At 52.5% G+C, this 21,077-nt stretch carries 10 protein-coding genes; 1 reads left to right on the top strand and 9 read right to left on the bottom strand.

The genetic code is table 11. The annotated features are described in order from the left end of the window. Positions 1 to 35 precede the first annotated feature (35 nt). The 8 genes from ABJT94_RS06560 to tssA all read right to left on the bottom strand — a co-directional run bounded on the left by ABJT94_RS06560 (position 36) and on the right by tssA (position 10,643). Positions 36 to 3,548: a type VI secretion protein IcmF/TssM N-terminal domain-containing protein gene (locus ABJT94_RS06560; protein ID WP_348474887.1), complete on the bottom strand. Its 3,513-nt coding sequence runs from the start codon at positions 3,546 to 3,548 to the stop codon at positions 36 to 38. Between the two features lie 2 nt (positions 3,549 to 3,550). Next, positions 3,551 to 4,222 carry a DotU family type IV/VI secretion system protein gene (locus ABJT94_RS06565; protein ID WP_348474888.1) on the bottom strand — a complete coding sequence of 224 codons (672 nt, stop codon included), beginning with the start codon at positions 4,220 to 4,222 and terminating at the stop codon, positions 3,551 to 3,553. A 134-nt stretch (positions 4,223 to 4,356) separates the two neighbouring features. Further along, a complete protein-coding gene (gene tssK, locus ABJT94_RS06570) occupies positions 4,357 to 5,742 on the bottom strand; it encodes a type VI secretion system baseplate subunit TssK (protein ID WP_348474889.1) in 1,386 nt (461 codons plus the stop codon). 19 nt (positions 5,743 to 5,761) lie between these two features. After that, complete coding sequence (gene tssJ / locus ABJT94_RS06575; protein WP_348474890.1) at positions 5,762 to 6,388, bottom strand: type VI secretion system lipoprotein TssJ; 627 nt, start codon at positions 6,386 to 6,388, stop codon at positions 5,762 to 5,764. A gap of 34 nt (positions 6,389 to 6,422) precedes the next feature. Continuing rightward, entirely contained in the window at positions 6,423 to 6,935 is a 513-nt protein-coding gene (locus ABJT94_RS06580; protein ID WP_127557030.1) for an Hcp family type VI secretion system effector, read from the bottom strand. A 38-nt stretch (positions 6,936 to 6,973) separates the two neighbouring features. Beyond that, positions 6,974 to 8,449 (bottom strand): type VI secretion system contractile sheath large subunit, encoded by a 1,476-nt coding sequence (tssC, locus tag ABJT94_RS06585; RefSeq protein ID WP_348474891.1) that lies wholly within the window; start codon positions 8,447 to 8,449, stop codon positions 6,974 to 6,976. 12 nt (positions 8,450 to 8,461) lie between these two features. Then, positions 8,462 to 8,944 carry a type VI secretion system contractile sheath small subunit gene (tssB, locus tag ABJT94_RS06590; protein WP_348474892.1) on the bottom strand — a complete coding sequence of 161 codons (483 nt, stop codon included), beginning with the start codon at positions 8,942 to 8,944 and terminating at the stop codon, positions 8,462 to 8,464. A gap of 31 nt (positions 8,945 to 8,975) precedes the next feature. Beyond that, entirely contained in the window at positions 8,976 to 10,643 is a 1,668-nt protein-coding gene (tssA, locus tag ABJT94_RS06595; protein ID WP_348474893.1) for a type VI secretion system protein TssA, read from the bottom strand. A 653-nt stretch (positions 10,644 to 11,296) separates the two neighbouring features. Between tssA and ABJT94_RS06600 the strand changes: the two genes are divergently transcribed. Further along, the gene (locus ABJT94_RS06600) at positions 11,297 to 15,817 is read left to right on the top strand and encodes a Calx-beta domain-containing protein (protein WP_348474894.1); all 4,521 of its coding nucleotides are present in this window, start codon (positions 11,297 to 11,299) and stop codon (positions 15,815 to 15,817) included. Between the two features lie 81 nt (positions 15,818 to 15,898). On the opposite strand, the gene ABJT94_RS06605 is transcribed toward ABJT94_RS06600, so the two are convergent. Further along, positions 15,899 to 21,073 (bottom strand): filamentous hemagglutinin N-terminal domain-containing protein, encoded by a 5,175-nt coding sequence (locus ABJT94_RS06605; protein ID WP_348474895.1) that lies wholly within the window; start codon positions 21,071 to 21,073, stop codon positions 15,899 to 15,901. Between the last annotated feature and the right edge of the window lie 4 nt (positions 21,074 to 21,077).

Below are 21,077 nucleotides of genomic sequence, written 5' to 3' on the forward strand. Positions count from 1 at the left end.
CGGTTTGATTGGTTCAAGCCAATAGCCCGCCACCATCAGAACGACACCCTGGCTGCGGACGTTGGAGCCTCTTCAACCACCATCAGCGGTTCGACCTCCATTTGGGGGTTGGGCCAGCAGCTGGCGATCTGCGGCGGCAACCCCAGGGGCACGGTGCTCAGCGACTGAATAACCGGCCGCTGACCGACTATTTCATAGTTGATATCGATCTGGCTGATATTCTGCTGACGCAATTGTGCCTCTGAACCCGGGAAATCGCTGACACTGAAAATGAACCTGCCATCTCTGAAATCATCGAGGAAGCGGGCAAAGCCCTTAACACCCGGATAATCCTTTGTCAGTCTCATCTGACCGATCTCGATGGTTAGCGAGGTATCACCGCATTGCTCCAACGACCAGTTAAAGGTTCGCTCTGAAGGGTAGTTGTAGTTCGCCAAAGTCTGAACACCATCACTGCAATGCAAATTCAGGAAGGTGGCATAGGGTGACGCTGTTGCTCCGGCATTGGTACCGGAGGGCAGAGTTCGCACGCTGACATCAAACTCATTGCCCACAACAATACCGCCGTTGCTGGCGTTGTTGAGAACGTCATAAAAGTCGTCGTCCAACGTCATGGTTCGCCCACTGACAGCAGCCGGTACATACCCGCGGTTCAACTGCCGCGATACAAAGGCCTGGGCATCACCGTTCAGGAACTCCCATAACACGCCCTGCTCACCGACGATCAAATTCCCCAGGCGGTTTTGCTCAACACCTTCGAGCGAGGCCAGAACGTTGTTTTCCCACCGTTCCTGCAATTCACAGGATCCCTCTTTCATCATATAGTCATAGGCCACATCAAGCGGCCCGGTATACAGTTCCCAGAATAAGGCCGATTCGGAATCTGGCCGGCCAAAAATTTCTTGCAAGGCATATACGGCAGTCCAGGCATTCGCCATAGGTCCGCTGCCAGATTCCAATGCGTCCGGCTGCAGAAAGTAATCGTTCAGGGCAGCCAGCGATTGACTGCGCAAGTTCGAATTAAAGGCCACCTGAGACAAAGCGGCCTTGTAATCATCAACGGCCGTTACCCCCTGTTCCAGCAGCGAGTCGAGAGGGTTGACCTCCTCTTCCGTCGATCCGACACCGGTCCGGCGCTGAAGTTTGATAGCGCGTTGTGCCAACTTGCCCACTCTACCGGCCTTACCCAGTACTTTTTTAATGGCTCGTGAGGCGCCGGGTCCCTGTCCGCCGGACGCGTCCGGTACTGTGTATTCCTGCAATTCCACAAAGTAAGCAAAATGGTCAGCTGAGGCATACTGCAGCTCTTCGAACGGAGTCAGCTCAGCGTACATGCGTTCGATAAACGCGAAATAAGGGTTGTCGTTTCCGGGCATGCGCTCCAGTGCTCTCACCCATTCCCGGCGGTCCCGGTAACGTTGAACCCCTTCGTCAAAGCGCTCAGCAAAAGATTCCCAGGCCATTTGGTACTCACGCTGGTAAAACTGCTCGAAATCAGCCTGAATCTCCGTTAACGCATCGTCCCCTTCGTTGGCCGTGGAAAACTCTTCCATAAACTGGGTAACAAAGTCGTAACCGGTTAGGGTAAAGGCGGGGTCTACCTGGGGCGCATCTGCAATGCGCTGACTGCCACCCCAGAAATCTTCAAGCCGAACGCTCGGAAAACCCTGGGCGTTGGCCCAGTCTACGATCCAGGAGTAATCACCGCTGTTGCGATTAACCAGGTGCAATAAAGCACTCTGCAGATTAAGGCGTTCTTCGACCAGTGAGCTGGTAACCGGATTCCAATCAAGGTACGCCAGATACAACTCATTGAAGATGGCCGATTGCTCGAGGCTGACGCCTTCTTCCAGCAAGCCGTAATAGGTGCTGCTCACCGCAGGTACCAGATTTGGATCTTCACCGTCCAACTGCGTTTGCAAGGCATTAATACGACGTATCAGACCACCGGCCACGACACTGGTCTCTGCATTTGCCAGATCATCAATGGTTTGAATAATGGGTTCATCAATGGGTTGCAAAATCGAGGTGCGGAAATAGTTGACGTAACGGGCCCTCAATTCGCTGATATCACCCGCTCCACCGTATGGCAGCCACCAGGGTATCACTTCTGATTGCTGGTACTGCTCCATGGCCAGGGCAAAATCAAGCAATTCAGCGGCCGAAAAGAGCTGGTCCGCCGAGCTACCCTGATCACTGAGTTCAACTTCCGAAAACGTATCTCGAATGGTCTCAAGAGTACTGCGATTGGCTTCATAGGCCAGCGTTAAAACCGCAAAGCTGATCAGCGTGACGGCACCGCCGATACCGAGTGCATACCGACGCACCGCGCGGCGTATCCGGTCTATGCTTGGCAGGCTTTCATACAAGCCCCGATCAGAGGGCAACACCCGGGTGAAAAATTCATGAAGAAAAACACCCCGATGAGTTTCCTTGCCGTTAACGCTTTGAATGCTCGACCCGAAATACAAGCCACGGAATTTTGGAGCTTCCTGATAAATATTCCCCACCAGTGCGGTGTTGATAAAAGCATGCAGGTTATCGCGTAAACGTTCTACTTCCGAAGGCAATACCAACAGACTGTCATCGGGTGTATCGGTGCGCTCCATCATCAGCAATCGCAGCTCTTTCATGCGATCAAGAATACTGTCCAGTGCCTTATCTAGCACTGAATTAAAGTCAACGGTATCCGCCGTATTCAGGTACCCCATGGGCTGCAACAGGCTTTCATCGGGCAGGTAGGAAACCCATTCTGAGAATCCTTCAATCTTGTCGCACTTTGTCACCAGCAAATAGACCGGCACCTGAATTTCCAAACGGTCCATCAGGTTGTTGATCGAGGAGCGAACCTGGCGCCCCTCTTCCAGAATGGTTTCTTCGTCGCAGGTTAACAATCGTTCGGCTGACACAGCTACCACCAGCCCATTAAGCGGCTCTCGTTGTTTGTGACCGGCCAATAGACCCAGCAGCTTATCCCATTCCTTGCGATCTCGTTCCTGCTGTTCAGGTACTGCGTAGCGCCCGGCTGTATCGATAACGATGGCCTCTTCGTACAGCCACCATTCCAGATTCAGGGTCGAGCCATCTTCATGAATGGACAGGTTTTCGATACCGGGCTTGAGCAACTGCGCGCTGCGCAAGGAGGTGCTTTTACCGGTGGTCGGGCGGCCGATGATCATATACCAGGGCAGCACATACAGCGGATCGCCCCGAAGTTTGAGTTGCGACTTTTTCAATGCCTTTATGGTTTGCCGCCAGCGTTTGCTCAGGGCCCGATTTAGCTGGCTACTGGACATACCTACGTCTTGACCGGCAGACACCGCGCTGGGCTTTCCCTGGCGGATGACCCGCTTGACCTGAGCCCTGGCGCGATATCGAACATAGAGTCGCCGCCCCAGAACCAACAAAAAGAATACACCGAATCCAACGCCCAGTACCCAGTACGCCAGTTCCATGGGCCATTCGAGCAAATAAAACAGGCTGAGCACTACGCCGATAACCAGCAAAATCAGCAACAGGCGCCACAGGAATACAAAAAATGCTTTCATCGTCAGGACACCAGGTTCAGTAAATCAACGATCAGCCCGTGAATCTGGCTGGCGTACCACAAGAACACCCCCAGAATAAACAACGCGGGAACCGCAACAACATAGGGAATAAGATTCGCGCGGCGTTTACGCTCTTTTGCCGCCAGTTCCTGTTCACTGAAGGCCGTACGGAACAGAACCGACTGGTCCAGGTTATGCTGCGCTTCCTCAGGCAAAAGCAGCGACAGGTTGAAGCCGCGCGCGTTTTCTAGCTGAGGGCGATCTTCAGGATCAAAGTAGCGACCTTTGAAACCCAGGCCGAGGCACAGCAAAAATATTTCCCGAACACTGCGATCGTCACCGTGTTTACTCAGCAGGTTGAGTCGATCGTAGAATTCTGCGCCTGCATTGGTGGTGTTAAAATGCTCGCGCTGCAGGGATGCTTGTTGCCAGGCATTACGGTTGGGCCACTGACTGGTCAACAACACTTCATCGATGTAGGCGCACACGGCAAACCAGCCTTCACGTACGCTCTCGAGACTGAATCCCGCCGCTTCGGCGCGCTCGGTCAGGCTTTGATACAAGCGATCGAAATGTTCTCGCAACTGATCGGCCGGCAACTCACTGGCATGCAGTGTTCTGGCTGTCTGACGCGTGAAAAGCAACGCGGGAACGTAAAAGTCGACCAGTCTCATAGCGCACCTTGTCCGGGTTCGGCGGAGTACCCATCCCTGTATGGCTTGTGTGTCATAACGGTCCCTGTTCTCTTGGTCAGGTGCAATGCACCTGCAGGTCAATTGTGCCCTTCAGTCACGCGAGCGGGTAAAACTTACTTTCTCAGAATGACCAGCTCGCATTTCAGATCTTCCGGCGCCTCAGCCCAGTGCAGGGCCGCGTTCTTCTGCCGGCGTACCTTGTCCCATTGCTCGTTATTGGCATCGAGCCGAATGTAGTTTGCAAAGGCTTTGCGTGGCAGACCAATGGGGGCGCTGCCCAGCAGCACCATAGGCACGCCCGGCAAGGAGCGCTGCGCCAGCTGTTTAACGGTATCGAATGAGGCCAGCTTGGCGGTAGTCTCAAAGGTCTCCCGCCACTCGTTGGCAAGCATCTGGGTATTTAGAACCAGATAATATTCAACCTGCTCCTCAAAGAAATGCTCAGGAACATCTGCATGAAAAACATCGTCTTCAAAGTCCATATCCACCAGATAGCGAGGCCCGATGGAAATTTCATTCAACAGTGCCGTTACCAGGCCTCTGACCGCCTGAAAACAGTGTGTCAATTTGCCATGATCATAAGCAGGTACCAGACGTTCACCGTCCGATTTTTCACCGACCATGTTAACCAACCCGGAAAAAGTGCTCAGCTCACCAATCAGCTCACGCAACACACCATAAATTTGCCAGGGATGAATGCTGTCTTGCTCGCACAGATGCACCAGGCGCGGCACATACTGGCTCAACGCCTGCAGGCCAATTCGGTAACGCAGAACATTCGGGTCGAACTCACTGATTCCACTGCTCGACGCATCACTGTAGTCAAGCTGGATGGCACGTCCGGTGATTTCATCCCGGATCTCCCGAATCATAGACAGCAGAGATGCATTACCCGCCAGTTGTACAAGTGGCGGAATGTATTCAGAGGCATAGCGTAACTGGTCGCCATCACGCACCACCTGCGCAACCGGAATCACCTGAAATTCACTGCGCAACTCAATTTCGTTCTCGAATAGAAACTCCAGTTTATACTCGAGCTCCTGAATGGAGGCGTCTGGTCCATCCTGGTACAGGTCCTGTGCGCTGCGCGGGTCTACCCGGGTGAAATATCGGGTTTTGACTGACTGCACGTCACCGCCGCTGTTCACCACTGTGACATTGGGTTCGCCGGGCTGCAGAGTGCGCACGCCAATATAGATGGTAAACGGCCGGTCCGGTTCGACGGCATCCTCATCGAAGGTCCGGTTGGGTAGCTGGCCATTGTCGGGCACGCTGACCTGACTACCGTCAGGGAAGATAAACCGGCCGGACACGAGCTCGCAGCTACGATTCGGCAAGGCGCTGCGCGACAGGTTCAGGTCTATGACTCCCCAGAAGTGAGGCTGCATCATTTGCTGCATCGGGCCGAGCAGTGACTGCCAGTATGCTTCACTGTACTGAAAATGCTGGGGCTGCATGAACATGCCCTGGTGCCAAAAGATGGGTTTGCTTACTCTCAAGGTCATTCTCCAGCCAGCGCTATATGGTCTCTACGGTCGTCGACCGTATGATTTCAACTTTATTGGTGTTGTTCCGTCCCAGCGACAACGACAAGTACAGTACGTCCGGTACCGCCTTGGCTTCGTTCGCAACCAGCCCCATGTTCGCCAGCACCAGATCAACCGCCCCTCGCCGCGCCGGTTGAACCGGAATCTCGACGATGCGGATATCCAGCTCTGTACTCAAGCCAAAATAACCCACGACCACACCGACAAACTGGGCTCCCTGAGCACGGGGTAACACTTCGGTTTTGGTTTGACCTGGTTGAACGATGATGCGATCAAAACTCGCAATGGTGCCGTCGATCCTACCCTCGTTCAGCAACTGGATGGCACCTTCCTGAGTCGTTGCCAGCCCTTGAAAGGTGCCGGGATCGGACATTTGAAACAACCCGATTACCAGTGAGTGCGGCCGGCCACTCAAGACGTTCAGATCGGAAACACTCTCTACCTGCAAAGTGATTGCCCGGTCCTGATACTTCCAGTCTTCCGGAGCCACTTCTAGAACGGGCGTGCCCGCGCAACCAATCATAAACAGTGCGAGTGAGCAGACACACAACAAGGTTGCCAGGCGACGTAGCGCCGCCACAAACGGGAACCATTTCATGAATCGGGATGCCTCGACCAGTCGACAATAAACATCACCCGTTCGATGCACCGAATTGATAGGAACCTTCCGTGCCTGCAGCTTCATGTGTCCAAGTAATGTTACCAGCGGTGATGTACAGCTCCTCCATATGAGAGAAGTGCGCTTTTTGCGGATCGGTAACGTTTTCCATAACCGTTTTGATATCTACCAAAACGGCGTTTTCAAGCGTCATCACATAGTACAGCTCTTCCTCACCACTGGCTGACACGCGGTACCAGTTCACCACGATACTCAGCTGTTCACCGCCGGTTAGGGCGTTGTAAAGCAAAGGCGAAGCCTTATCGATCATTTTGACGATCTTCATGGCCTTCATTTCAGGCAAGCCGGTGATCTGACCGCTCTGAACGTTAGTCGCACGTGGCACACTGTGCTCAAATGCCTGGATCATGATTTCATCTTCGTGACCTTCCTGGCTGGCGGTGCCAACGCTGTCCATACTCAATGCACCGGAACTGATGTCACCCTGGTTGGAGCCTTCAATGGTCATATATGCAGGTATTGCCATGGTCTATCTCCTAACAAAAATTAAATTGCGTTTCAGGCTTACTCTTTGTCGAGCTTGCCAGCCAGGGACAAGGTAAAGCTGGATCCCATGTATTTGAAATGAGGTCTGACGTTCATTTCGACCCGATAGAAACCGGGGTTACCTTCATCGTCCGTGACGATAATTTGCGCTTCGCGCAAAGGCTTTCGGCTGCGAACTTCCGGCGGTGGATTGTCCTGGTCGGCCACGTACTGACGAATCCAGCCATTGAGTTCACGGTCGAGATCATTCTTGGTTTTCCAGCTACCAATATGCTCACGCTGCAACACCTTGATGTAGTGCGCCAGTCGGTCAACCATAAACAGGTAAGGCAGCTCTGTACCGAGCTTGAAGTTGGTCTCTGCCTGCTTGCCTTCCGGTGTATTGCCGAAGAACTTGGGTTTCTGGCATGAGTTGGCAGAGAAGAACGTCGCGTTATCAGCTCCCTTGCGAGCCACTAGACCCATAAAACCCTGCTCTGCCAGTTCAAATTCCTGACGATCGGTAATAGTGACTTCGGTGGGTGTATAGGCACGCGTATCACCGCTTTCCTGATACTTGTAAACAGGGAGGTCCAGAACCTCACCACCGCTTTGCGGGCCAATAATGTTCGGGCACCAGCGGTACTTGGCGAAACTGCGTGTCAGGTTTCCGGCAAAGGCATAAGAAGCCGCGCCCCAGCACAACTTACTGAAGTCTTTTCCTACGTTTTCCTGATAATTGAAGGCTTTGACCTTGTTATCTTCACCGTAGGCTGATCGCAACATGAAACGCGGTACTGTCAGGCCGATGTTTCTTGAGTCATCCGATTCCCGAAAGCCATGCCATTTGGCGTACTGAGGCCCCTCGAAAATCGATTCAAGATCTTTCAGGTTGGGCAGGCCGGAGAATTCATCCAGACCAAAAAATTCTGGCCCGGCATTCGCCACCACCGGTGCATGGGACATCGCCGATACCGAGGCCAGATCACTCAGCAACTTAACATCCTGAGAGTTGGGGCCAAAGTCATACCCGGTGATAATTGATGCGATTGGTTTGCCGCCAAACTGACCATACTCGGCCGAGTACACATGCTTGTACAAACCGGATTTAGTGGTATCCGGTGCATCTTCAAAGTCTTCAAGCAATTCATCTTTCGACAGGCTAATCAGTTCAATTCGAATGTTTTCGCGAAAGTCAGTGCGATCGACCAGAAACTTAAGTCCCCGCCAGGAGGATTCGAGTTTCTTGAACGCTTCGGAATGCAGCACTTCATCTAGCTGGGCACTGATTTTCTGATCAACCTCGGAGATCATGTCATCAACCAGCTTTTGCTCAACCTTACCCGTCCGGTGGTTCGGAGCCACCAAGTCGGCAATAAATGCCTGAACACCCTGGCGTGCTGTATCGAAACCGTCATCGCCAGGTTTCATTCGGGTCTCTTGCATAACCTGATCGAGCAACGATACGGTGTCCGTTGTAGTCTTCTCTGCACTGCCTTTTTCTAATTCGGCCATAATGGTTACCCCTTATTCTTCTATTCCGAGCTCGCGCATGATTTGGGCACGAGTATCGTCGTTGTCGAGAATCGCCTGAATGGTCTTGCGAAATGCCGGGGTATTGCCCAGAGGGCCTTTTAGCGCCAGCAGCGCCCGACGCAACTCAAGCAGGCTGTTCAGCTCGGGGATCTGACGGGCAACATTTTCCGGATTAAAGTCTTTGATCGAATTGATTTTCAAATCAACATTGACCGTGTCCGTCGAATCTTCCTGTAGCTTATTGGGAACCGAAAAAGACATGCCGATGTTATGACTTTTGATGACGTCGTCGAAGTTTTCCTTATTAACGTTTAACGGCTCTATATCTTCAAGCACGTCTTCATTGGGTCGGCCGGTAAAGTCATCCAAAACCAGCATTTTAAGGGGCAACTCGACGTCTTCAGAGACACCACCAGTGTTAGATTTATAGGCAATATTGATACGTTCTTTAGGTGCAACACTTCCATCGGCCATCGCAGGATCCTCCTGGCAAATTGTTCTGTTTTCAGGTCACTGCAGACCCGGGATCGAACCAGCAAAGCTCGGAATACGCCGCAGCCTGCCTCAGTTTAAGTGACTCTACATCATTCGCCTCATTGTTCGCCTCGCGCTGGCAGGCGAGGTGCAACAGCTGATAGCATCGTTTTGCAAAAACGGGTTCCCAGTCGGCTAGCTGGTACTCTTCTATGTGCCTGGCAAGCCGATCAAGAATGGGGAGCGCTGCCGATGCCTGGCCGCTGTCCATCAACACCTCAGCCAGCGCCAGCCTCGCGTGGTATTCCTCGCGACGGCTTCCACAATGTTGAGCAAATTTCTGTAACTCGGTGATCGCATCAGCTACCTTGCCGGAAGCGGCCAGTTTCACGGCCGCCTGATGTGCCTCGCCTAATGCATCGTCCTGCCCTCCACCACTCCCGGAAGCTTCCTGAAATGACAATATTGTCTGTTTCAGCCAGAATCGGGTTGCATCATCGGCAAAAGGTGTTCCGTCGCTGTAACTTAAGTCAAGCAGCCCGGGCAGACGTTGAAGCAACCCCTGTAGCTCAGAACGCACGACCTGCGCAGCGGCCTGATGGCTTCCACCCAGCTGATCCATGGCGGTAAGCAGTATGCGCTGACCTTCAAACCAGTAAGGCGATTTGACCAGTTGCTTCTCCACCTGCTCAACAACCCCGGTGAAGTCGGCCTGTTCCAGTGTCTGTTGCAAGCGGCTACCCAGATCTTTTGCCGGTGGTGGTACCTGGGTTTTACCGTCTTTGTTCGGGGGGAGTGAGTCGACGTTCAGCCACAAAGCATACCTAGCCAGGCGATATCGCCGGCCATCAGCGGGTTTGGCTTCCGCATAATATGAGGACAGTTTGCGCAGGGCATCCTGAATTTGCCGAATAGCCTTGTTCGCGTCGGCATCGGAAGACACATCGGCTTGGATGTCGGGTGTTTTTGGACCGGTCGCGGAGGGCGCTGCGGGCGGTACAGCGGGTGCAACGGCCGGTGTGACCGCGGGTGCTTCGGACGTTGCCGCGTTACCACTGGCTTCAGTTTCGCCGGCCCCGGCCTCCGCTGGCGTGGGCTCGGCCGGTGCAGTTTTCGCTGCCGCAACTCTAGCCTGTTTTTCTAGGGCGTCAGCTGCTTTCTTCAATTGACGCAAAGGGCGTATCAACCCGGTCATATCCGGAGCTTTATCGGCCATTTTGTCTGCCAGAAACTGATCCAGCGACGAAATTGCCTCATAGAGATCCGGAATAACAGATAGGTCAGGACCTGAGGGGGGCGTCGATTCAACATACCGGCTGACTTTCTCTATCAACCAGGAAACTGCGGCAGCTCTCCCCCGAATGCGCTTCAGCGGCGGAAACATGTCCTCCCACCAGCGCTCGCTCAACTCTTGAAGCAATGAAAAACCCTGATACATCCCAGCGTAGCCGTTGTTTTGGATCAGGGCCATTGCGAGATAGCTGGCTACAAGAATATCTTTGGACTGCTCTGCCAGAATGGTTCGGCCCAAAGCCTCAACCAGTCGCCAATCTACTGTCGCCGCTGTTAGCGACTCTTGCTTGGCAAGCTCTGACTCAAGTTTCTGAAAAGATTCTTCATACTTAACGGAGATGCCAGCAGGCGCCTCGCCCTGAATTGGCTCCTGCGCAAGAGAAACGAGCTTAGGGTCCAGTTCCATACAACGACACATCCTTATGGCTTCGTAATACAGCGATTACAACGCATCAACCAGAGACTATAGCGTACCTTAGCGCAACGACAGAAGATGCCGCTACTATGCTCACCGCACTAGGCTCACCGCTGTAGTAGGCTGAATAACTTATCCCGTTACATATGCCATGTCTACTTTCCCACAAGGTTTCCGCTGTTTTTTTCACAACGAACACCGGTGCAACCAAAGCAATTACTCCTGTTTATATTTGAAATAGGATTAAAAGCAAATGATAAGCCCGTGTAATATATAGAGTTTCCAAAGCAAGCAGGCATAGCCCGCTACCAGTCAGTGAGTTGCTAAAAGCATTCACATTACATCGCACTGTGATGTTCACAGCCAACCCTTATTACGACCAACAATCCCCGACTACGCAAAGCAGTGCCATTTTAGGTAGAGTTTGTTACTCTCTTTCCCGGTAATGAGCTATGTTAACCGGTGAGATATTACCAGGTTACCTTAGTGCCAGTCGGAAACCATGCCTATGAGCAGGAGGACGAGGGTGTTCGTGACCAAGCCACTGCTAACTGCTGTAGAGTCCGGCATTGTTAATTGCCGCCGCCAGTGGTGCCGAGGGATATAGGTATAACCGGAATACTCAGGGACAGAGGAAGTTGTAGATGATCAAACGCCATCGTTTTTCTTTGTGTCTGGTTGTTCTAGCCGCGTTACTAACCGTTTCATGCGCCCCTGCCGACAGTAATCAACCTAAGATACAAATAGCAACCGTTACCACTTCCGGCAAACTCGAAGGCAATTCGGGGCAGAGTAACCTGTCATTCCGTGTGTTAAGTGATATCGAGCAACGCATTCGATACCAGACAACTAATATTACTGCGGCATCCAATAGCGACTATCTCAGTACCTCTGGCGAGTTGTTGATGCGTCCGGGTGTTGAGCAGACAATAGACGTACCTGTGCTTGGCGACCTCCAAGTTGAAGCTGATGAACAAACTGGGCTGTTGCTCACCTATAGCGACGGGTCTACATCACGGCATACAGGAACGATATTCAATGATGACCGGCCAACTCTACGTATCGCAAACCAACGAGTGTCGGAGGGCTTTGAAGGCTCGACGATCATGCGATTCACTATTGCGCTGTCTCAAACCACTTTAACACCGTTCCCGGTCCGGGTCCTGGTGGAAGATGCCTCACCGTCGGCGCTTACGACAGACGCAGGCGTTACCTTTCAGCCCGCTGACGCGGGCGTTGACTATCAAACCATCGATCAGCAACTGGTGATCCAGTCGGGGGCCAACTCAGTCACGTTCAATGTCCTGATTCTGGGAGATACAAACATTGAGCCAGACGAAGCATTTTCAGTAAAGGTGTTTGAAAGCACTGCAGACCCCCAGACAAATGTTCCACTGGACAGCGCACTGGGAATCATTACAAATGATGATGGGCCCGGGTTTAATATGCCGGAGGTGACGCTGAATAACAGTCAGGGGCAGGAAGGTCCGGCTGGAGCCGGTAATGCACTCAGTTTCCCACTCAACTTATCCGGACCCAATGAAGTCAGCTTCTCCATTTTCTATGAAGTCATCTACCCCGATAGTGCAACCAGTGGTTTTACCCCTGCCGACAGCAACGACCTGCCAGCTTTAAGCGGGAAGTACATGGATATAGATGGATCTGGTGGAGAGATTTCAGAAAGCAGTGTGCTTCTAATCCCCCTAACTGGTGATGACCAGTACGAATTGAATGACTATTTTGAGCTGGTACTGACGACGGAAACGGGGTATGAACTGGACAGAGCCCGTGGATACATCCTGAACGACGATACCCCCCGTTTTGCCATGAGTGACGTTACCGCTCTTGAGGGGAATTCCGGTGAAAGCCAGATGCGATTTACGCTAACCTGGGATGAGCCCGAGCCAGTTGCAGAAGCCATTACATTGAAATATCGAACGCTGGATAGCGTATCAGTGGATATCTCAGCCGCAACCAGTGGTGTCGACTATAGCTACAAGAGCGACTCCCTGACGTTTTCCCCGGGGGATACCACTAAATTCATAGACATCCCGATTCGTGGAGACGCAAACTACGAACCCAACGAAGCGTTTTTGCTGCAGATCAGCACAGTGTCGGGTGTACCAGTCACCTCGGCAAGTGGATTGATACAGAATGACGATGCCCCTCAGCTAATCGTAACGCCCACAGATGGCGACCAATTCGCCGAAAACACTGGCACAGTGTCTTTCTTTGCTCGATTCGCTCAGCCGGTAACCCAGGAAACGACGCTTTTCTGGGTCGTAGACGGAGGCTCCGCTACTGCAGGAACAACCGGTGTAGCCAATACCGATATTACCACAACCAGCTTGACGGGTAGCGCCGTATACCCGGAAGGAAGCACTGGATCTTCAGGGATGCCCGTCCTGGTAACCATCAATGACGACGCTCTGGTTGAAGACACTGAAAGCTTCTCGGTCTCTTTTTACGGTTCACAAGCTGATGCGACCAACGCACGAGCCGCATTGTATCAATCACGAATATCAGTTATTGACAACGACACCGTTCTGGTCGATTTTTCAAAAGCAACCTTTCGCGGCCAGGAAGGCAATGTGAATGGTGCTCAACTGGATCTGGAGAGTCTCGTTGCCACTGAAGCGGCCCCTGGCATTCGGGTCTATAACGGTATCATTAGCGAAACCACCACAGTCACCATGACGGTCATCAATCAGGGGTCTGCAGAAGCTGATGACTTCGCTCTGCCAGCCGGAGGCCTGGTGACTATTACCATCCCGAGCGGTGATTACACGACTGCACAGTCACTGCCTATCCCGGATTTCTTCATTATCTCCGACAACGTCCTGGAAAATGACGAGACGTTAACACTGAGTCTTTCCAACACAAGCTCACCCGGCCTGGGTATCGGCACCAATAGCGCACTCGCTATCACCATTGAAAATGACGATAGTCTGGTAGTTGGCTTTAACAGCACGGCTGACCTATCCGGGAACGAAGACAGCCCAGTCGCAATCCCCAGCCTCGTGGCCATGACAGATGTGGCGTCAGACTATGATCCGTCAGGCCCCGGTGGCCAGGCACTGGCCGTTACGCTGGACATAGCCAATCCTGGTACAGCCGGGCAGGCGGAGAGGGCTGACTTTACGCCCACCCTGCCTGTCCAGCTGAGTATTACCGGATTTCCCATTAACACCGGCGAGGCGATCACATCCACACTGCCTACGCTGGCCGATGATGACCTGGTCGAGAATACGGAAGATGCAACACTGTTCCTTACAGCAGCCGAAAGCTCACTGACGTCCGTGGATGCCAGCAGGGATCGATTCACTTACACGATTATCAGCGACGACTCAGTCACCCTGACTCTGGACACAACACCCGTGTCAGTCGACGAGGGGGCGACTGCGAACATACTCATCCAGATCTCAGGCGACCGCCTGGATGCTGACTCCCCCGACCTGACCTTTGAACTGGCCATTGTTTCGGCCACGGCGAGCTCTCCATCGGATTACACTTACGGGAACGGACTGCTCACCGTTCCTGGCGGAACCGACTACAGCACGGGCTCATCCAAGTCCGACTGGCTTGATGGAGTATTGACCATAGAATCAGATGACATTGTGGAAGAACTTCAAAGCATTACGTTCGGGCTCGAACCGATCGCCAATGAACTGAACTCCGTTTTAAGTTACACAGACGATTCCGCTCAAGTGACGCTAACAATTATAAGCGTCGACACGCTCAGCGTTGGCTTTCAAGCATCACATTTTGAATCCTACGAGAACGACCAGGAACCCGGTGCCGCCGTTGTTGTAAATGGCACAACTGAGATTGAGGTCACTCTGGAGTTTGAAAGAACCGGGGGAGAAGCCTACCCGGCGACCGAAGGTGTTGATGCAGACATAGCTACGATAACCGTTGAACCTTCGCATGTATCCGGAAGCACCTTTGCATTTCCAGCCGCCGCAAGCAGTGACAGCATCACCGAATTTAACGAAGAGATGGCTATCCGAATCAAAACAGGGGCCGAGACCGGTGAACCCATTGATTTACTGACGCTCACTGAGGCCAGTTGGCTGTTGCTCAATGATGACACCAGTGTGCTGGTCAACGGTTCCGGCATTAACTACTGCGCGGACGTGGCAGGTACTATCGATGCCGATTGCGACAACGTTACGGAAGCGGCATTGCAATCACAGGATGGCAAAGTGGGTACTGCCGCCTTTACGGCTTCGCCGCCTCCACAATCAGGCTCAGACAGTGCTTCAACGCCTCTTGACTGGCTTTGCCGAACTGACTCGGTCACTCAATTAACCTGGGCATTTGAAGACTCGGCTTTACCCCAGAGTTATCAAAACAGTCAGGTAGACCAGAAGATCACTGAAATGGTTGGCGTTTGCGGAGTGACTGACTGGCGGCGCCCTACCTTCAATGAATTGGCTAATTTAATGGTGTTTACCGGTGAAACGGGCTTGCTGGATACGTCTGTATTCCCCGGCGTACAAGTAGCCAGCAGTGCCGATAAGTACTGGTTTGTTGAGAGCAAGGCAAGCTCAACGCCGTTGTTGATGTCATTCAATCAGGGGCAAATTACCACCGATACGTCCGGCTATCTAATGCTGGTTTCTGATTCACAATCACCCTTGGTACCCATCCGTCCGACACCCAACTACGCCTGCGCTGAAGATACGGCTTCACTGGACGCGAGCATCACATCTGACTTCCGGTATACCCTGAATGTGAATGCAGGTGAAGTGACTGACAATCTGACGGGACTTACCTGGGCTTCCCGGTCTCTGTTAACCAGTGATTCCAACAGCACCCCAACCTGGGCCACCGCGCTTGAACAAGCAGACACGTATGACGGAGAAACCGCGGATGCAACCGGTTGGCGGGCACCAACCATCAAGGAATTACTATCACTGGTTGCAATTGACTGCGACTCAACGGGTCTAACAGTCGATACCAACCTACCTCATTACTTTCTTCCGAGCTTGCCGGGTGGCACCATGCTGCCTCTGATGTCCTCGTCGCCAGTTAACAATGCAAGCGGTGAGATCTGGACGCTGAACCTGGCGGATGAATCACAGATGATCACGCGATCTGCCCCGCCCAGTGGCGATCCTACGCCAGTGGAAATGCAGACTTTCGTAGTTAAAACACCCTGAACGCTGCAGGTCTACCACCACAATCCGGACAGTTATTATTCGGCGACCCACTGCACTTCCGGCAGTGTAGTGGTCACCGGATTATTGACTGACACCTCTTGAGTGCAACAACCACCACTCATCACCTTGCAGCCGAATGGCAGGAACAGCCGGTTGCTCAGCACTCAGGCTTCCTTCGACCCTGGCATTCGACGCCAGAGCATAGCCTGGCTGGGTAATGGCAAAAAGCTCACTATACGGCTCAGGCGCTGACAGCACACTGCCCCAGAACTGAGTCTCTCCCGCCAGTTCAGCGCTGTTAGAAGCAGACAAGGCCGCTCGCTGGCTATCACTTAACACATCAAACACTTTGCCGCTGGACGTTATAGCGGCCTGATTAATGTTCACAATGTACGCAAGCGGCGCCGTAAACGACAAATTGATTGATCCTGACTGAGGTACGTCCAGGACAATCGGATCAGCGGAACCCGACCCAATATCCTGCCCCGCGATCAGACTGACCCTGTTTGCAGTGAGGTTAACAGAGGTATCCTCGACACTCACAAAATCACCAAGGGTATTGTAGATACTGCCAGAGCCAGCGTTGAGTTCTATAGCGCCCGTTTCGGACGTTACTTTGCCCAGCCTAATTGAACCCGACTCACTGGATAAGCCAGCATCGTCCAGCGCAGTGACGGTCCCTGAAGCCGACATATTCAGATCAGAAGTGGCTGCGAGTGACACACCGCCACCAAAACTGTTCAGGTCACTATTCAGTTCCAGCACATTACCGGACAACGCTAACCTGTCAATGACACTGATGTCGTGATCCAGACTGATATCCGCCTCAGTGTTCAAACTGAACGACTGAAGGGCTACCGACTGACCAACCGCTGCCAGTTGAACCGCTCCGGCTCCCGTCGCCAGTGACAGGGAGAATGTACCGTCGATTGCTGTGTCACCAAGGGTTATGCCACCATCCGAGGCTGTCGTATCGATACTGACGTCATCCGACAGCACAACAGACTGAACCTTGCTGAGATCCAGCAGGGTATCTGCTGTGCGGATGTTGCCAGACAATGCCAGCGTTGATGCCTCCTGGACGACCAGACTGGCCAGTGCCAGATTCTGCCCGACATCGCCCAGTGAGATATTGCCGCTACCCGCATTCAGCGTTAGCGTAAACTCACCATTCACGCCAATACCGGACAAGTCGATGGTTCCGCTGGAGCTGCTGGTATTCAGATCAGTATCGATGGCGAGGTCCAGGCGATTGCCCGATAGCGAAATGCCATCGAGACCTTGTGTCGTAATCCCACCTGCCAGTTGTACAGTGGACGCGTTCACCACGGACAATGAATCAAGCTCAACCCTATTGCCCATATCGAACAACGTAAGGTTCTGGTTGTTTGCATCGATTGTGAGGGCGTAGTTTCCATTCACTGAGGTGGTGCCGGTTCCGGTGCTGAGCAACAAGGGGCCCGTCAGCTGAATATCATCAAGCAACTCAATGCTGCCCGCCTGACTCAGATCCAGTCGGGACAAAGCGGTGATGTCACCATCAAGGGAGGCTTTCGCGTTTGGAAGGTCAGCACTTCCGGTAATGGCCAGCGTAAACCCACCCGCATTGACGTCACTCAACTGTGCCTGATCATAGGCTGAGACGGTTATCGTCTTGTCACCGGCCTCAATGGTTGTCCCATTAAGCAAGACATCGCCTGACTGTGACTGAAACAACGCATTCTCTGCGACGGTAAGCGATCCGGTATTGGATAAATCCAGAAGGCCGGTTACAACAATGCCATCGCTTGAGGTATTAGTACCAAATTGCAAAGCAGAATCTTCAAGCGCAAGACTGGACAGCGCATCGCTGCTGTTCTGGCTGCCAAGTTCCAGATTTCCCTCGCCTATTGACAATGTCAGCGCATATGGTCCGGAAATATCATCCGCCAGATACAGGCTACCTGTAACACCGGAGTTAAGCGTGGTATCACCGGACAATGCCATGGCATTTACCTGCCTTAGATCGATATCACCTAGTGTTGAAGCAAGAGTACCCCCGACCGTTAACGAGCTGGCTTCTACTGACAATGCTCCGGCATTGATGTCACCTCCAAGCACCAGATCGGCCCCGGCTGCTTCGAAAGAAAGCGTCTGACTAACAAGACTGGTAATATCCGTATCATTAAACGTACCTGAATCACCCAGGACACTGATCACAGTGTCTGTGGTCAGGCTCAGGTTCTCAGCATCTATATTCACCGTATCAGCCGCCAGAACGGCACCGTTAAGCGATGCTGTACCACCGGTTATCAATTGAAAGTCGCCCAGTGCATTGCTTGCACCGACAGAGCCGATATCGACCCGATTTCCAGCCTGAAGCGTCAAACCCGAGGTGGTTCCGGCTACGCTGTCAATGGGTGCGTTAAGGTCTATCACACCACCGGTAGATAACGACACAGAAGTGCCATCACTGTTCACACGAAACTGACCTGCATCAATCACAATACTGTCGCCCAACGATGTTACATTTCCAGAAACCGTAATAACGCCCGTACTGCTCATTGCAACATTTCCAATGTTCAATAAATCCCCCACGCTAATATTGCCCGAGCCACTGGAAACAGTTAGAACGGGAGCCGAACCGGAAACAGGGTCATTGTCAGAGGAAGTAACTGGAGCCAGGGTAATTGTCCCGCCGCCTGTGGTCAGTGCTGCATCTCCTCTCAAGTCAATACTGGAAATGTTGGCAGAACCGAGATTCAAAGCTGAGTTGCCGCTCAGTTGAATAGAATCATTCAGACTCAGTAGATTGACGTTTGTCAGGTTAAACGCCCCCACGCCAGTCGAACCAAGCCCAACTCCGCCCAGTGTTAAATCGTTGTCATTTAAATCAAAGCTCATACTACCTGCTGCAGTCAGGCTATCCAATCGACTCACAGTGCTAAAGGTGAGGTCAGACTCTGCCGACCAGACCAAGCCGGTGGCAAGCCTGATATCATCTACGTCAAGAGTGAGTCCGTTGTATGAAGTCAGGTTGTTAGCATCAAACATCACTGAACCCTGCTTCAATTGTTCACCGTAAATACCCACTGAAAATGCATCTACGATACTAAGACTGCTGATCGTACTTGTGTTCACACTGTCCAGGTTTAGGCTATTGCCGGACATATTGAAGGTAAACTGACCATTATTGTTAAAGACTGAATTATTGTTAGTATTGTTAATGTTCAGGTCATCACTGGCATTCCACCGGCTAACGCCATTGACGCTGATCGAATCAGCCGACACAGTCAGGGCATCATCAGAGAAGATACGTGCACCACTGGGTAATAGCAGAGAATCAAGTGTAATTTGAGACCCGCCAAAAACGATACTACCGGATACATTCCTCAGATCGAGTGTACCCAATCCAAGATTCTCAAGCCCAATATCACCAAATCGTATGACTGAATCAGCACTAAAGACATTGAAGTCAAGAAGGCCGCCCTCCTGATCACTGCTGATAACTGCCTGACCGGAAAACGTCAAATCAGCCCCACTAGCGATGTCCCAATTCATATCGTTTTGCGTAATCACTGAGCTGGCATTAATGGATATATCGGAAGGGTGATACATCAACGGTGTATCAAGCCTCAAAGTGTCAACCGTAAATGCTGCATCACCAAAAGGATAAACAATTTGCCCCGCCTCCAGATTCAGTGTCAGGGGGTCGGTCGCGGAGGTTATTTCACTATTAATATATATTCCGCCACTGGTTTTAAGCGTCAAGGTTGCAGAGCCACCCGCACCCAAGGCACCCAAAACCAACGGGGAGTCATACCAGGCAATAAAGTTGCCGGTGTCCGTTGTCGTCGTTTGGATTGTTACATCCCCACCATCTTCCAGAACACCCTGAATAAATCCGACCCAGATGGTCGTCGTAATATCCGCAGCATCATTAGCAGGCGTAAAGACAACATTGTCTGATGCAGAATCAACATCTGCATTGCAAGCAATTACTACGCACTCGACATTGGTGGGCAGTGCATTCGGGGTTATGTAAACTCGCTGGGGATCCAGGAGCCATTCACCATGGCTACCTGTGTCTGAGCCCAGGTCTGGGGCGTTCTCAACCACCAACTGTCCGAGGCTTGAGGTCTCCACAAACCCTCCATCCCCATCGGGACCCACACCTCGGACACTCAACTCGCCCTGCACAACAGTTTGCTCTTCACTCCAGATCCATACATCACCGCCATCACCATTCTCCGTCGCGTCGGCTGACACGTCGGTATTCGCATTCAACACGGTCCGGCGCGCTATGTCCGGGCCTGATGTATAGTCCCAACCGCCACCGATATAAACGACACCGCCTCCGCTCGCCCCATTGGCTGATACGGTCGAGTCTTCTGTCAATTGGACGAGATCGCCCGCCACTCTTATGTCACCACCTGTACCCGTTGCTGAACTGGCACTAACATCGCCGGTGACCAGCGCCGTGCCGGCGCTTGCCGTCAGTTCAACTTTACCGCCATCGGTTACCAGACTGTCCGCTGAAATCATGCCTTCGACATTCAATGCGGCGTCGTACAACCCATTGACCGCTGCAGTTTCAATACCTATGTATCCACCGTCACTTCTCACGCTGCCAGTGACGTTGATTCCTTGCTGATCCAGGGCGCGCTCGCCTGAATCCGAGACCTCAAAGCCAATACCGGTCTCGGACAGGGTAATGGTTCCCGACGTATGGTTACTCAGGTGAATGTCACCAGCCGCGATGATGGACCCACTCAAGTCTAGTCTGGGAGAGTAATAAGCAACGCTGCCACTGGCATTGACAGCACCCTGGTGATTAATACCTGCGCTTGTGCTGGCACCATGCATCAACAGTGTGTCATCAACAAGCTCTACATCGCTGGTAGTTGCTATCAATGCACCAACGTTAAGGTTCGAGCCGGAGCCAAAATACAAACCGTTCGGGTTTGCCAGAATCAGGCGGCCATTAGAGGAGACTTGCCCTAGAATCTGACTGGGGTTCTGATCGTAAATCTGATTAAGCGTAATCGAACTGGCGTTGGGTACCGCGAACGTTACCGTTTCACTGATACCCACATCGAATTGCTCCCATCCCACAATAGCGCTCTGGCTGGACTGATCAATCTGAGTATGCTGACCGGACTGCGAAATTGTTGCGCTGCCTGACTCGACAGTGCCACCTACGGGGGCCGCTATGGCGAGTAGCGGAGAGCACAGGCCAAGAGCTGCCCAAGTTTTATTAACGGCAAACTTATCCATGTAG

The sequence above is a fragment of the Saccharospirillum sp. genome (genome assembly GCF_039982735.1).
Taxonomy (GTDB): domain Bacteria; phylum Pseudomonadota; class Gammaproteobacteria; order Pseudomonadales; family Natronospirillaceae; genus Saccharospirillum.